At 70.3% G+C, this 13,754-nt stretch carries 10 protein-coding genes; 3 read left to right on the forward strand and 7 right to left on the reverse strand.

Features of this window, described 5'->3' with window-relative positions:
• Window positions 1-25 precede the first annotated feature (25 nt).
• Both BMW78_RS18575 and BMW78_RS18580 read left to right on the forward strand, forming a co-directional pair.
• On the forward strand, window positions 26-3,244 hold the full coding sequence (locus BMW78_RS18575) for an AfsR/SARP family transcriptional regulator (protein WP_143056336.1): 3,219 nt from the start codon (window positions 26-28) through the stop codon (window positions 3,242-3,244).
• 717 nt (window positions 3,245-3,961) lie between these two features.
• A complete protein-coding gene (locus BMW78_RS18580; protein ID WP_143056337.1) occupies window positions 3,962-4,639 on the forward strand; it encodes a hypothetical protein in 678 nt (225 codons plus the stop codon).
• A 370-nt stretch (window positions 4,640-5,009) separates the two neighbouring features.
• Here BMW78_RS18580 and BMW78_RS18585 read toward each other — a convergent pair whose 3' ends face one another.
• The 5 genes from BMW78_RS18585 to BMW78_RS18605 are packed head-to-tail and all read right to left on the reverse strand — an operon-like array spanning window position 5,010 to window position 8,941.
• Entirely contained in the window at window positions 5,010-6,149 is a 1,140-nt protein-coding gene (locus tag BMW78_RS18585; RefSeq protein ID WP_218144424.1) for an NAD(P)-dependent alcohol dehydrogenase, read from the reverse strand.
• A 2-nt stretch (window positions 6,150-6,151) separates the two neighbouring features.
• Window positions 6,152-6,979, reverse strand: a complete 828-nt coding sequence (locus BMW78_RS18590; protein WP_245735980.1) for an ABC transporter permease subunit — start codon at window positions 6,977-6,979, stop codon at window positions 6,152-6,154.
• Complete coding sequence (locus BMW78_RS18595) at window positions 6,976-7,893, reverse strand: ABC transporter ATP-binding protein (protein WP_091762789.1); 918 nt, start codon at window positions 7,891-7,893, stop codon at window positions 6,976-6,978. Before BMW78_RS18595 ends, BMW78_RS18590 begins: the two co-directional genes overlap by 4 nt.
• Before the next feature lie 33 nt (window positions 7,894-7,926).
• Window positions 7,927-8,670, reverse strand: a complete 744-nt coding sequence (locus BMW78_RS18600) for a DUF4386 domain-containing protein (protein WP_091762791.1) — start codon at window positions 8,668-8,670, stop codon at window positions 7,927-7,929.
• Window position 8,671: 1 nt separating this feature from the next.
• The gene (locus tag BMW78_RS18605; protein ID WP_091762793.1) at window positions 8,672-8,941 is read right to left on the reverse strand and encodes a hypothetical protein; all 270 of its coding nucleotides are present in this window, start codon (window positions 8,939-8,941) and stop codon (window positions 8,672-8,674) included.
• 344 nt (window positions 8,942-9,285) lie between these two features.
• Between BMW78_RS18605 and BMW78_RS18610 the strand changes: the two genes are divergently transcribed.
• Entirely contained in the window at window positions 9,286-10,482 is a 1,197-nt protein-coding gene (locus tag BMW78_RS18610) for an MFS transporter (RefSeq protein ID WP_218144425.1), read from the forward strand.
• 45 nt (window positions 10,483-10,527) lie between these two features.
• Here BMW78_RS18610 and BMW78_RS18615 read toward each other — a convergent pair whose 3' ends face one another.
• The gene (locus tag BMW78_RS18615; protein ID WP_091762797.1) at window positions 10,528-13,278 is read right to left on the reverse strand and encodes a winged helix-turn-helix domain-containing protein; all 2,751 of its coding nucleotides are present in this window, start codon (window positions 13,276-13,278) and stop codon (window positions 10,528-10,530) included.
• 186 nt (window positions 13,279-13,464) lie between these two features.
• Complete coding sequence (locus tag BMW78_RS18620) at window positions 13,465-13,740, reverse strand: putative antibiotic biosynthesis monooxygenase (protein ID WP_091762799.1); 276 nt, start codon at window positions 13,738-13,740, stop codon at window positions 13,465-13,467.
• Between the last annotated feature and the right edge of the window lie 14 nt (window positions 13,741-13,754).

The raw sequence follows: 13,754 nt of genomic DNA on the forward strand, positions 1-13,754 counted from the left end.
GCCGGCCCGCGCACCGTCCGGCACCATGACCCTGTCGAAGGGTGGTACCGCGGTGGACGACGTGCGCTACCTGCTGCTGGGGCCCATGGAGGTCCTCGTCGACGGCGAGCCGGCCCGGCTCCCCGGCCCCGCCGAACGGGCGCTCCTGGCCCAGCTGCTGCTCGTGCCCGGGCGCACCGTGCCGGCCACGGCGCTGGTCGACCGCCTGTGGTCGGGCTCGTCACTGCCGGTGGACCCCGTCAACGCCCTGCAGATCCGGGTGTCCAAGCTGCGGCGGGCGCTCGCGGTGAGCGGGCTGCGGGACCTGGTCGTGCGACACGGCACCGGGTACCGGGTAGACGTGGACCCCGAGAGCGTCGACGCGGTCGCCTTCGCGGCCAGGGTCGGCAGCGCCCGCGCCGGCGCCGCCGGGGTGCTTCATCCCGGCGAAGAGCACCTGGCGCGCTACGACGAGGCACTGGCGCTGTGGCGAGGACAGCCGTTGAGCGACTTCGCGAACGAGCCGTGGGCGACCGTGGAGGCGGGCCGGCTGAGGGAGCTGCACCTGGCGGCCCTCACCGAGCGGGCGCAGGTCGCCCTGGGCCTCGGCCGGCCTCTGGAGGCCGTCGCCGACCTCGAGCCGCTCGTGGCCACAGACCCCACGCTGGAGTCGCTGGCCGGCCTGCTGATGGTGGCGCTGTACCGCGCCGATCGACAGGCCGACGCCCTCGAGGTCTACCGGCGGACGCGCAAGGTACTGGACGACTCGCTCGGGCTGGAGCCGTCCGTGACCCTGCGGTCGCTGCACGAGCGGGTCCTGCGCCAGGACCCGTCGCTGGGGGAGCCGGCCGACCTCGCTGCGCCCTCGGTCGCCGCCGCCAGGCTGCGACCGCCCGAGGAGGCCTGGCTGTCGGCGAGCAGCCTGCCCACGGTGGCCCGCCCCCTCGTCGGACGCGACGAGCAGCTCGATGTCCTCACCGAGCTCGTCGGCGAGACCCGCCTGTTGACGCTGGTCGGTCCCGGTGGAGCGGGGAAGACCTCTCTCGCGCTCTCCGTGGCAGCGCGCGCGTCGGACCGGTTCCCCGACGGGGTGTACGGGGTGCGGCTGGCCTCGGTGGGCTCCGCCGACCAGGTGCCGTGGGCGGTGGCCGAGGCCGTGGGGGTGCCGTTGGACGGCGCGGCCGCCGACCACGACGTCCGGAGCCGGCTGTCCGCCTTCCTCGCTGGGCGGCGGTCTCTGCTGCTCCTCGACAACTGCGAGCACGTCGTCGACGCTGCCGCCGCCGTGGTCGATGAGGTCCTGGGCCGCTGCCCCCACGTGACCGTGCTCGCGACGAGCCGCGAGGCCCTCGCAGTGCCCGAGGAGGTCCAGGTCACCGTCGGGCCGCTCGAGACGCCACCGGTCGACGTGTCCCCAGCAGAGGTCCTGACCTACCCGGCGGCCCAGCTCTTCGCCGAGCGGGCGCGCGCGCTGGCGCCGACGGCGGTGTCGTCCGACGGTGACCTCGCCGCCGTGGCGACGATCGCTCGGGCCCTGGACGGCATGCCCCTGGCACTGGAGCTGGCCGCCGCACGCGTCACCACGCTGTCACCCTCGGAGATCGCCGCCCGGCTCGTCCACCGGTTCGCGCTGCTCACGTCGGGCAACCGGACCGCGGAGGCGCGGCAACGGACGCTGCGGGCTGCCGTGGACTGGAGCTACGACCTGCTCACCCTGCAGGAACGCCAAGTCTTCGACCGGCTCGCCGTCTTCCACGGTGGTTGGACGCTGGAGGCCGCAGAGGCCGTGCTGGGTGGCGAGGCGCTGCGGGTGGGTGAGGTGCTCGACGTCGTCGGTCGGCTGGTGCAGCGGTCGATGATCGTGGTCGAGCGTGGGGTGGCCACGCGCTACCGGATGCTCGAGACCCTGCGCGAGTATGCCGCCGAGCGGCTGGACGCTGCTGGCGACGCCGCCGCGCTTGCGCGCCGGCACGCCCGGTACTACCAGCAGGTGGCCGCCGAGTGCGAGCTGTTGCTGCGCCGTGGTGGGCAGCGTGAGGCGCTACGGGTGCTGCGGGAGGAGCAGCCGAACATCCGCGCCGCGCTGGCGTGGTGGGGTGCGAAGGCCGGTGACCACGACGCAGCGCTGGAGCTGGCGGGCTCGCTGGGGCTGTTCTGGCACCTGGGCCGGCACCTCGAGGGACGTGAGGTGCTGCGGCGACTGCTGGCCACACCGACCGGCTCGCCGGCGGCGAGGGCGCGTGCCCTGCAGGCGCTCTCGCTCGTGGAGCGGCCCCGAGCCTGCCTTGTCCACCCCAGCCCGGAGTGCGCCGCTGCTGCCGCCGAGAGCCTTGCGGTCTTCGAAGAGGCCGGTGATGCCTCGCGCGCAGCGTTGTCGAAGGTGCTGCTCGCCGTCGAAGCCGTGGCCGGCGCGGACGGAGGGCGCCACGAGGCGTTGCTCGACGAGGCCGCTGCACAGTTCGCCGCCGACCGGGACGCCTGGGGTGCGGCGGTCATCGGCTTCGTCCGCATGGAGATCGCCCTCAAGAGGGGTGACGAGGAGGCCGTGCGTCTGGGGCGCGCGACGGCAGCGGCGTTCCGCCAGCTCAACGACCCATGGGGGCTCTCGGCCACGCTCTACCACCTCGGCTGGGGGCTGCGGCAGTACGGCCGCCACGAGGACGCGGCACGGGTGTTGGAGGAAGCCATCGACGTGGCAGCCTCCGCCAGCCTGTGGAACACGGTGCAGTGGGCCCTGGCCGACCTGGGCGTCACGCAGCTCGATCTGGGGCACCCCGAGGAGGCCCGCAGCCTGTTCCAGCGCGCGGCGGATGCTTCCCGGCACGTCGGTGACGGCGCGGGTTCCGTCCTCGCCGACTACGGAACGGGGCTGTTGGCGCAGCTCTCGGGAGACTGGCAGCAGGCGCGGACCCACTTCGGAGCCGCAGTCGCCGGGTTCACCGAGCTGCGAACGCCCGTCATGCGAGGGCTGGCCCTTGCCCAGCTCGCCCGTTGTGACGAGGCCGTCGGCGCAGCAACGCTCGCTCTCGACGGCTACGAGCAGGCGGTGGCCCTCGGGCGCTCGACCGGGGAGCCGGGGTTGACTGCCACGGGCCTCGAGGGGCTGGCCCGCCTGGCCCGCGCGGCCGGCGACGTGGACACTGCCGAGAGCCGGTCCGCCGAGGCAGCAGCCCTGCGCTCTGCCAGCATCAGGCCGGTGGCGCCGCACGAGCGGGTTGCCTCGGAGGTCGCCCCGGAGGTCGCCCCGGCCGGGTCGACGCCGTGAGCCGAGCAGGTCCTTCGCTGCGAGCGGGCTCCTCCGTCAGGTGCCAGCCTTCGGTGCACTGCGTCACCCGCGCTCCGGGCGCTTCGCGCCCTTCGCGCACCCCACCGCACCGAACCGCGGCCCGCACACCGAATAGGCAGACAGGTGGCCGGACAGACACGGCCCCTCCGAGCCGCTAGCGCCAGCCAACGTCCGCTCATGCCGCGGAAGCAGTTCACGTCCAGAGCAGAGGTTGGGGTTTCGCAGCGACTGAACTCCCAGCGTTGGCTGCCGAACTTGTCTTGCGTGCTGTCGGTGTGGCGACGAGCCACAGGTGGCGGATGAGGAAGACGAGTCGTCATCGCGCCGGCTGCTCTTGCCACGTCGCCTGGGACAACGGTCCGGGTCGCAAGTACAGGGCATACGACAGCCACATCAGCGCTGCGCCGACAGTAGCCGCCGCACCGGCTACACGTGCCTGCCGAGAGCGCGGGGTCGGTAGCCGATGTCAGCCCCCACCCAATCGCGATCAGTCCCCCGATGAAGACGAACAGGAAGTTGCGGGGATTGCTCCGCACATCGGACCAGAACGCGGTGGGGGCGACTGGCCGGTCTCTCTGTGACCCCCGGTGCCGAGTTGCCAGACGGCGAGGAAACCAGCCGGTCGTGACGTTGGACCCTGCTCGTCGCGACGCCCCGGCAGGCAGAGTTCAAGATGCCCTCTAGGCAGAGTGGAAGTTGAGGAAGCGGGGCATAGCGATGCGCAGAGAGCCGAGACTGTTGCTCGTCACGTTCGCCGGGTTCCTGCTCGTCATCGCATTGCCGGGCTGTTCGAACTTGCAGACGTCACAGCAGGCGGATCGTCTCTCCTCGGCATGCCAAACCGTCCGAAGCGGCTTCGTCGAGATGGAGAACAAGTCAATCGAGGGAACGCGAGCAACGATCGATGCACTCAACCACTACAGCGACGCGTTCAACGGCGTGACGAGCGGACGCGTCCCCTCCGGGAGCCCTCAGTACCAGGCGACCATGAAGAAGATGCAGGCGGACAAGCGGGCGGCAACCACCGCGATAACCGCGTCTCAGCAGAAGGGCGCGCTGTTCAGAGCTGCGATCGCGCGTTGCGACACCGGGACTCTCCCCAAGGGTTGCCTCGCCGAGTGGGACCACTTCAGGCTGAGTCTCAAGCAGGAGGCCCGTGAGGCGAAGGCGAGCGCGACAGCGCTTCGGGCCGCAACGAAGATGGTTGCGACGTGGAACGCGGCTGGAGCACGCGTCACCCCCGCAACGAATGCCGCTATAAGTCAGTACAACGCGGCCCGCGATGCCCTGTCGGCGACAGTCGACGAACACAACCGGCTGACAGGCCAGTACCGAACCGTGCAGGAGGCATGCACGAAGGCGGCGCAGGGCTGACCGCACGACAAGGTACCGTCCGCGACTTGGAGACTCTACGAGCGAGGCGGATCGTCGTTCGTTTGCTGGGAACGTTGGCCCTTTGCTTTTGCAGCGCAGGACGTTCAGTCTTCAGCCGTCGTCAACACTTCGCACATTTGAGCGGCTCATGGCGGTCATCGCGGACGATGAACCTCCCCGCCCTGTTTGGTCCTGCTCGGGACCAACAACGTCCGCTCATCGGCAGATCCGGTAAACGCCTGCCCGGCGTGTAGCCGTCAATAGGGACACACCCAGTGAGTCCCCGAGCGAACTCATCGCTGGACTGGACTCGGAGGTGCAGCGTTTGCGTGGGCTGGCTCACGACGGCTGGGAGCGCTTCCCTAGCCGGCTACCGTCCAGCCGGTGAGTTCGCTGCCGGGCTGAGGTCGCGGGCGACGTCCCAAGGCGTGATGGTGAGGAGGACTTTGCCGCGGGCGTGTTCGGTCTCGACGTAGCGGACGGCGTCCGCACCGTCGGCCAGGTCGAAGACCCGGTCCACGACCGGGGCCGCGGCTCGTGTGCCGGCGAGTATGCCCAGCTTGCGCAGCTGGGTGGTGGTGGGCAGTGCCTGCGGGATGACGATTCGCGGGCCGGGGGTGCGCGACAGGAACTGGGCGCGGACCAGCAACCCGAGGGGGCCGACGAGGTGTCCGGTGCCGGGTACGCCGCCTCCGGACAGCACCAGCGCGCCGGTGTTGCGCACGAGCTTGCGCAGCTCACGCACTGACCGGTTTCCGACGAGGTCGAGTACGGCGTCGTAGCGTTCACCGGTGGCGCAGAAGTCAGTGGTCGCGTAATCGATGACTTTGTTAGCGCCGAGCGCCTTGGCCTGGGCTGCGTTGCGGGCGCTGCAGACGGCGGTGACGTACATGCCTCGGGCGTGAGCCATCTGAATGGTGAACGTGCCGACCCCGCCGGAGGCGCCGTTGATGAGGATGTAGTCGCCGGACCGCAGGCGTGCGGCGTCCAGGCAGGTGAGCGCGGTGGTGCCGGCCAGGGGCAGGGTGGCCGCCTCCTGCGGTGTCACGGACGCCGGGACCTGTGTGATGGCGTCTTGGGAGGCGACGGTGTACTCGGCCCAGGCGGCATCGGCTTCTCCGAAGACGAGGTCTCCAGGCCGCCAACCGGTGACGTGCTCGCCGACGGTTTGGATGGTGCCGGCGAAGTCGGTTCCGCGAATCGGCACCTGTGGTGCTTGGCGGCCGAAGACGGTGCGGTCGAGCACGCGGGCCAGGCGTGGTTCGCCGCGCATGATGTGCCAGTCGCGGGCGTTGACCGAGCTGGCGTGCACGCGCACCAGGACCTGGCCGGGTCCGGGTTCGGGGACGGGGGCGGTCACCAGGCGCAGCACGTCCGGTGGCCCGTACGCGTCCTGTGCGAGGGCGCGCATCGTCGTGGGCGTCGCCTGAGTGGGCTCAGGTGAGTTGTTGGTCGGCTGTGGGCGTGGGGCAGCTGTCGCCGAGGCCCCGGTGGTGGGTGTGAAGGCCATGGTCACTTCACCTCCGAGCGCAGCAGGGTGACCAGGCCGATGGTCAGCGGCGCGACCAGCCACGCCGCGGACGTCACACCGAGCTGGGCCCACTGCTCGGCGCTGAACCCGCCGTGGAAGAGGGCGTCCTGGCTGTAGTTGGGGTCGACCCAGGGCTGGGCATTGCGGAACCACTCCTGCCCCATGGCAAGGAACGTCAGGAGGGTGGGCGCGACGAACGCGTAGATGAAGTACGTGACGATGGCGCCGGCCGACGCGCGGATGAGGACGCCGAGCATGAACCCGACCGCCATCAGGAGCGTGTTCGCAAGGGCGTAGTAGGCCAGGTCGGTGACGGTCTGGTCCCAGACCGGCTCCAGACCGTGGATGGTCGTGCCGGCGATGTTGCCCAGGGCTCCGAGGGGGAACGCCAACACCATGGCGACGACGCCGACCGTGAGCATGGCGATGCCTTTGGCGAGGATGACGCGGCCACGGTGCGGGACGAGGGAGAACGTGGTCAGTCCGCTGCGTTGGGTCCACTCGGCCGTGACGGACAGCAGTGCAATGAGCGGCAGCAGGACGCTCATGGGTTTCCCGATGGCCAAGGTGAAGGTGCCGTAGCTGAGCTGGTCGGCTGGTGCGAACGCGATGACGAGGACGGTGGCCGCAACGGCGGCCAGCCCGGTGCCGACCAGCAGCCAGAACCCGGAGCGAGTGTCGAAGCACTTGCGGAGCTCGACAGTGACGAGGCGCCGCACCGGGATGCGGGCGTGCGCGCCGGCTGTGGGCGACGTGGCGGTGGGTGTGGTGGTCGGCGTGGTGACGTCGGACAGGGCGGTGGTGCTCATGCGACTGCTCCTTCTCGCTGGGTTTGGGCGGTGAGCTCGAGGAACATCTCCTCCAGGCCCGCGCCTTCCGCGGGGCGCAGCTCGAGCAGGGCGACGCCGGCGCGGGCAGCGTGCTGGCCGACGTGCTCGGGGTCGGCGTCGACGCGCAGGGTGGTGATGCCGGTGGCGCCACGGACGCCGTGCCCGGTGTAGGTCGTGCCAGCGCTGTCTAGGGCGGTGGTGAGGGTGGCGCCGTCGCGGGTCTGGACGAGGGTGCCGGTGCTGGCGAGCAGGTCGGCCTTGGTGCCTTGGGCGACGATGCGGCCGTGGCCGATGACGACGAGGTCGTCCGCGATGACCTCGATCTCGTGCAGCAGGTGCGAGGACAGCAGGACGGTGCCGCCGCGGTCGGCGTAGCTGCGCAGGAGGTCGCGCATCCAGCGGATGCCGGCGGGGTCGAGGCCGTTGGCGGGTTCGTCGAGGATGAGGACCTGCGGGTCGCCGATGAGGGCGGTGGCGATGCCGAGGCGTTGGCGCATGCCCAGGGAGTAGTCACGCACGCGCCGCTGGGCTTCGATGTCGGTGAGGCTGACCTTGGCGAGCATCTCCTGGACCCGGCTCGCCGGCAGGCCCATGGTCTGCGCGGCGAGGGTGAGGATTTCGCGTCCGGTCCGGCCGGCGTGCTGGGCGGAGGCGTCGAGCAGGACCCCGACCTCGCGTCCGGGGTTGGGCAGGTCGGTGAACCGGCGTCCGAGGACGGTGGCGGCGCCGGCGGTCGGCCAGGTGAGGCCGACCATCATCCGCATGGTCGTGGACTTCCCGGCGCCGTTGGGGCCGAGGAATCCGGTGACGCGTCCCGGCCGGGCGGTGAAGGTGATGTCGTCGACGGCGACAGCGGAGCCGTAGCGTTTGGTGAGTCGTTCCACGGTGAGCATGAGCGGGTCCTCTCGAAGCCAGAGCCAGCGGTGCTACGACTGGGGCGGGGTGGCGGTCAGGGCGGTGGGCTTGAAGCCCTTGAAGGTCATGTACAGGCCGACGGTGAGCTCCCAGACGAAGATGAGTGCGCCACCGGGGGCCCACCAGATGGACCCGTGCTCGGTGGCGCCGAGGATGGTCGCGATGGTCGGGGCGAGCAGCAGCGGTGCGGCGGCCAGGCCCATGGCGGGGATGAATCGGGGCACGAGCCGGGACTTCAACAGCAGGGTGGCGAACAGCAGGGCGTTGACGCACGCGGCGAGGTTGGGGCCGAGGAGGAAGGTGTAGTCGCGCATCGCGACGAGTTCGTGGCCGATGGTCACCAGGGTGTTGGCGTTGGTTCCTGACGCGGTGGCGTCGCGCAGCGCGACGACGGCGAGGAGGCAGATGACGCCGACCATGATGACGGCGGCCTCGTACATGCGGGAGGTGACGAACCCCAGCGCCATGGAGCGGTTCTGGCGCTTGACCACCGGGTAGACGGCGACGGCGGTGCCGATGCAGGTGAGGGCGTTCACGACGTCGAGGAGGCAGCCGATGATGACGCGGGTGTCCTGCCCAGGGCCGACGATGTAGTTCGGGTTGTCCAGGACTGGCTTGAGGAAGTACACGACCGCGGCGATGGATGAGGCGAAGGTGAGCAGGTAGAAGATGCCGGAGGCTCGCGCGTGGTTGCGGGTCCAGTCGGTGGCGGGGCGGGCGGTGGAGTTGGGGCGTGCTGAGGCGATGGTGGCCATGTCAGTCTCCTGGTTCGGTGGTTGGGGTTGGGATTTCGGACTCCTGTTGGTGAAGGGAGAGCAGGGTGATGCCGAGGTCGCCGAGCTGGCGGAGGAGTCCGTGCAGGGCGGCTTGGTCGGTGACGTAGCCGTGCAAGACGCTGGTGCCGTCGTCGAGCGGGGTCAGGGTCATGCCGTCGAAGCGGGCGGCCCAGTGGGCGCCGAGCTGTCCTTGGAAGCGGATCTCGTACCAGGCTCGGTCGCGCCCGGTGGGGGCTGGCTGGTGCGTCATGGCCTCTCCTGGAGGACGGTTGGAGGTGAACTGGCTCGGTGCGTCGCAAGCTAGGAGCGCATGTGGTGAGCAGCCATCACCGCATTTGGTGAACGGCACGGTGAATCTCGGAGTCACACCGCTGGCCCTCAGGGCCCGAACCCGGACGAATGCGCCCACACCAAGGCTTGCGACCGGCGGTTCTACGGTGAACACCTCTGGTGAGGGACGCGGCCGCTGCTTACCGTGGACGGGCGACTTGGCTTCGGCTGGGCCGCGGTCGCCCCGGGAGGCCGCGCATGCAGGACATGTCCACCGCAACCGTTCGAGCGCCAACGCCCCAGGCCCACGTCGGGTGGGGTTTCGTGACCCTCTACACGCTGTCGTATCTGGGCACGTGCCTGCTGTTCATCGCACCGCTCGCGGTCACTCTGGCGCTGAAGGTGAACGACCTGGTCGGCCCGCCCGCCGCCCCCGCGAGCCTGGCCCTGGTCGCCGGCGCCGGTTCAGCGGTGAGTCTGGTCGGCAACCCGATGTTCGGCCGGTTGAGCGACCGGACCTCCTCGCGGTGGGGCATGCGCCGCCCGTGGATGGTCGGCGGACTGCTCGGGGGCACGGCCGGAATCCTGGGCGTGGCCACGGCGACGAACATCGCCACGGTCGTCCTCGGGTGGTGTCTGGCCCAGCTGTTCTTCAACGCCGTCCTCGCGGTGCACGTGGCCGTCCTGCCCGACCAGGTCCCGACCACGCAGCGCGGCCAGGTCTCCGGCGTCCTCGGGGTGTGCCTGCCGGTGGCGTCGATCGGTGCGACCTTCGTCGTGAAGCTGTTCTCCGGGCATCAACTGGCCATGTTCTTGCTGCCGTGCGCCGTCGGGGGCGTGTTCATCGTTGTGTTCGCGCTGAATCTGAAGGACCGCAGGCTCGCGGCCGAGGTGAAGCCGGCGTGGACGCCGCGGGAGGTGGTGACAACCTTCGTCGTCAACCCGCGCCGCCACCCGGACTTCGCCTGGGCGTTCCTCAGCCGGTTCCTGCTGGTGATGGCGTACGCGTTTCTCACCACCTACCAGGTGTACTTCCTCCTCGACCGCCTGCATGCGGCCGAGGCAGAGATTCCGGACTTGGTGTTTCTCGGGACTGTGGCGCAGTCGTCAGCGGTCGTGCTGGCGTCCTTGGTGGGTGGGCGCATTTCCGACCGGGTCGGGCGCAGGAAGGTGTTCGTGTGCGCTGCCGCGCTGGTGTACGCCGTGGCCATGGTGCTGCTCAGCATCGCCACGACGTTCCCGATGTATCTCGTGGCCGTGGCGGTCAGCGGTCTTGGGTTCGGGCTGTATTTCGCCGTCGACCTCGCCTTGGTCACGGAGGTGCTGCCCGACCCGGACAACGCCGCCAAGGACCTGGGGGTCTTCAACTACGCCGGGGCGGTCCCGTTCACGCTCGCCCCCGCGCTGGCGCCGGGAATCCTGTCGCTGGGGGCGGGCAGCTACAGCGTCCTGTTCGCGGTGGCGGCGGCTTGCGCTGCTGCAGGGGCGTTCGCTGTCCTCCCGGTGAAGGCGCTGCGCTAACGGTCCAAACCCGGGGGCAGCCGTCATCCTGTGTGCTGTGCGGGGTCATTCGTCCTGGCGGCTCAACAGGTTGAGCTCTCGGGCGCGGCTGACCGCGGCTCGCCGGCCGCTGACACCGAGCTTGCCGTACACGTTCCTGGTGTGAGTTCGCACCGTGTTCAGGGACACGACCAGGTGCCGGGCCAGCTCCGGTCCGCTGAGGTCGGTGGCGAGCAGCCGGAGGACTTCCAGCTCGCGCTGGCTGAGCGGGTCCACCAGGTCCTGCCGTGGTGGCCGCACCCTGGCTTGGGCTGTCGGGGGAACTTCAGGCGTGCAGGCAGCGAGCAGCGTGCCAACCCAGGCAGACTGCTGCTCCTCTGGGGTGAGCAACTGGACCAGCCTGGGCAGGTCGCCTGCATGGTCGGTGAACGGGCGGGTGAAGCGTTCGGGGCCACTGAGCCGGAGTGCGAGCCGCAGGTGGTCGCCAGCTTCCTGGTGGTCGCCGGCCGCGAGGGCGGCACACGCCTCGAGCACCGCGATCTCCACGAGGGTGCCGTGTCGACCGCCTGCATCGCTTGCGGCGTGCAGCCGCGCCAGGAACGGGCGCAGCTCGTCCAGGTGCTGTGCTTGGCCACCTCGGCTCTCAGCAAGGAGGAGCGTGGCCAGGGTGATGTGCTCATGCTCCCGCACGTATGTCAGCTCGTCGTCGGGCCGCAGCTGGTGGGTGGCCGCCCATGCGCGGGCTTCGTCGAGACGTCCTTGACCGATGAGTAGCCGTGCGCGCGTGGCGTGCACGGGCCGGACGTCCGGCTTGAAGTCGGGGACGTAGAGCCGCTCGGCCTCCTCGAGCAGGGTCAGCGCCTCGTTGACGTCACCTCGGGCCGCACGTGCGAGGGCCATGGTGACCCGGACCTGTGAGGCGTGCTGCGGCATACCGGCCGCTTCGCCGAGCTCCTGGGCTCGACGCAGGTGGCTCTCCGCGTCATCGAGCTGACCGCGCTCGAGGGCGACGCCTGCTAGGCCCGCGTGCATGTCTGCAGTACCTCTCGGCACAGCCTCGGTGGTCGTGGTCGTGGTCGTGGTCGTGGTCAGGGCGAGGGTGCGCTGCAGCGTTCGTGTCGCGTCGCTGAGCCGGCCTTGGGTGATGCGGATGTCTGCCAGTGTCGTGGTGCAGCCCAACACGTCTGAGAGGTGACCGGCCTGGAGGAGCTCCTCGACGCACCTCGAGTAGCACTGGTGGGTGGCTTCGATGTCCCCAAGGCGCCAGTGGGCCAGCCCGGACAGGCCCCACGCGCCCGCGCGGGTCGGGTGGTCGTCAGGAGCTGCCGCGGCCGTGGCAAGGGCTACGTGCCGCTGCGTGCCGTCAAGGTCCTCGGTCACCAAGGCGTAGGCCGCGCGGTACAGCTGCACCTTTCCGGGCAGCCGGGGCACTTCGGTCGGGTCCTCAACCAGCACAACGGGCTCGGCCGCCCTCGCGGCAGCCAACCGGGCGAGGAGCGCGTCCAGCTCGTCGAGGCGTGCCGGTACCGAGCTCACGTCGTTGTGGGCCATCAGCCCTGCGATGAAGCCCATGGCCAGGGCAGGGCGCGAGCTGACGACGTCTGCGGGAACGGCGTCGACCCAGCGGACAATGGTCGCTTCCTGCCGGTCGCGGAGCAGCCTGGGCATCGCCGTCTCCATGAGCGCGGCCGCACGCGCGGGGTCTCCGGCTGACAGGGCGTGCCGTACGGCCGGAACGGGCCGCTCGTCTGCGTCGTACCAGGCGCTGGCCCGCAGGTGCAGAGTCGCCAGCGGAGTGCCCGCTGGGTCGGTTGCTGCGTGTGCGCGCAAGACGTCCGCGAACAGGTGGTGGTATCGGTACCACTGGCGTCGGGCGTCGAGCGGGATGACGAACAGGTTCTCCCGTTCGAGCTGTTGCAGGGTGTCGCCGCCTCCGGTGTGGCCGGTCACCGCGTCGCACAGCGGGCCGGTGAGGCGCTCGAGGATGGAGGTGCGGAGCAGGAACTCCCGAACATCCCGTGGTTGACGGCTGAGGACTTCCTCGACGAGGTAGTCGACGATGAACCGGTCATCACCGGCGAAGTCGGCGAGGAAGTCGGCGACGTCGGTGCGGTCCTGCAGTGACAGGACGGCCAACTGCAGTGCCGCCGCCCAGCCTTCCGTGCGGCTCTCGAGGATGGCGGCCTCGGGTGGGTCGAGGTCCACGCCGGCGCCGTGCAGGTAGCTGGTCGCTTCGGCGTTGGTGAACCGCAGGTCGGCGGCGCGGATCTCGACGAGCTCTCCGCGGGCACGCAGGCGGCTGAGCGGCAGGCTCGGGTCGGTTCGGGTGCTGAGCACGAGGTGCGCCTGCGGCGGCAGGTGCGTGAGGAGGAACGTGACCGCCTCGGCGATGTCCGGGCCGTCGGCCAGGTGGTAGTCGTCCAGGACCAGCACGACGTCGTGTTCGAGTTCCGCGAGCCGGTTGAGGAGCTCGGTGAGCATTGCGGGTGTCGGCCGGCCTGCGCCCTCGAGCAGAGGCAGGACGCCGGAGCCGATGTCGGGGTTGGTGGCAGACAGGGCGGTGACGACGTAGGTCCAGAACGTCGCTGGGTCGGTGTCGCCGGAGTCGAGGGAGAGCCATGCGACCAGGCCGGGGGCGCAACGTTGGTGCACCCAGTTGGCGAGGGCGGTGGTCTTGCCGAACCCGGCTTGGGCAGCGACCAGGGTGAGCTTGGTCGACACGCCCTGGTCAAGTAGGTCGCTGACTCGGGCGCGAACGAGGGTGCCGGCCTTGGGGCGCGGGACGAACATCTTGGTGGTGAGCAGGGGACCTGTCATGCCCGCTCCGATCGCGACACCCGGCTGGCTGTGTGCAGCGTAGAACAGCCGCGACCGGCGCCGAGGTGCTTTCGGGCCCAGGTCGCGGCGCCCGCCGAACGGCAGAGCCCGAACCTTCGGCAGGGGGATGAAGGTCCGGGCGGTCTGTTCGCCGGGACAAACTGGCGGGGGTTGCCGTGGCGTGGCCTAGCGTGCGGTGTCCCGCGTGACCAGGCGCGCCCGGACCTTGTGCAGCTGCGGCATGAGTCCGTAGATGACGATGGGGACGGCGATGGTGGCCAGGACGAAGGTGCGCAGCACCGGGTTCATCGGCCGCAGCCAGCCCCCCAGGGCAAGGTTGATCAGGGTCAGGGTGGGGAACACGCAGAGCCAGATCATGAGGGCGAGCTGGTGCTTGCTCGGAGGCGTGAGCCGCGGTGGCGTGGCTGGCGTGCCGGGGTTGGGTGCACTGGGGTTGGGCATGGTGGAGCTCCTGA

Source organism: Pedococcus cremeus (genome assembly GCF_900111375.1).
GTDB lineage: Bacteria > Actinomycetota > Actinomycetes > Actinomycetales > Dermatophilaceae > Pedococcus_A > Pedococcus_A cremeus.

What these genes read in the sequence shown, in the direction of transcription:
- BMW78_RS18575 (WP_143056336.1), top strand. Translation starts at nt 26, where the DNA reads ATGACCCTGTCGAAGGGTGGTACCGCGGTGGACGACGTGCGCTACCTG.
- BMW78_RS18585 (WP_218144424.1), bottom strand. Translation starts at nt 6,149, where the DNA reads ATGGCCTTCACACCCACCACCGGGGCCTCGGCGACAGCTGCCCCACGC.
- BMW78_RS18590 (WP_245735980.1), bottom strand. Translation starts at nt 6,979, where the DNA reads ATGAGCACCACCGCCCTGTCCGACGTCACCACGCCGACCACCACACCC.
- BMW78_RS18595 (WP_091762789.1), bottom strand. Translation starts at nt 7,893, where the DNA reads ATGCTCACCGTGGAACGACTCACCAAACGCTACGGCTCCGCTGTCGCC.
- BMW78_RS18600 (WP_091762791.1), bottom strand. Translation starts at nt 8,670, where the DNA reads ATGGCCACCATCGCCTCAGCACGCCCCAACTCCACCGCCCGCCCCGCC.
- BMW78_RS18605 (WP_091762793.1), bottom strand. Translation starts at nt 8,941, where the DNA reads ATGACGCACCAGCCAGCCCCCACCGGGCGCGACCGAGCCTGGTACGAG.
- BMW78_RS18615 (WP_091762797.1), bottom strand. Translation starts at nt 13,278, where the DNA reads ATGACAGGTCCCCTGCTCACCACCAAGATGTTCGTCCCGCGCCCCAAG.
- BMW78_RS18620 (WP_091762799.1), bottom strand. Translation starts at nt 13,740, where the DNA reads ATGCCCAACCCCAGTGCACCCAACCCCGGCACGCCAGCCACGCCACCG.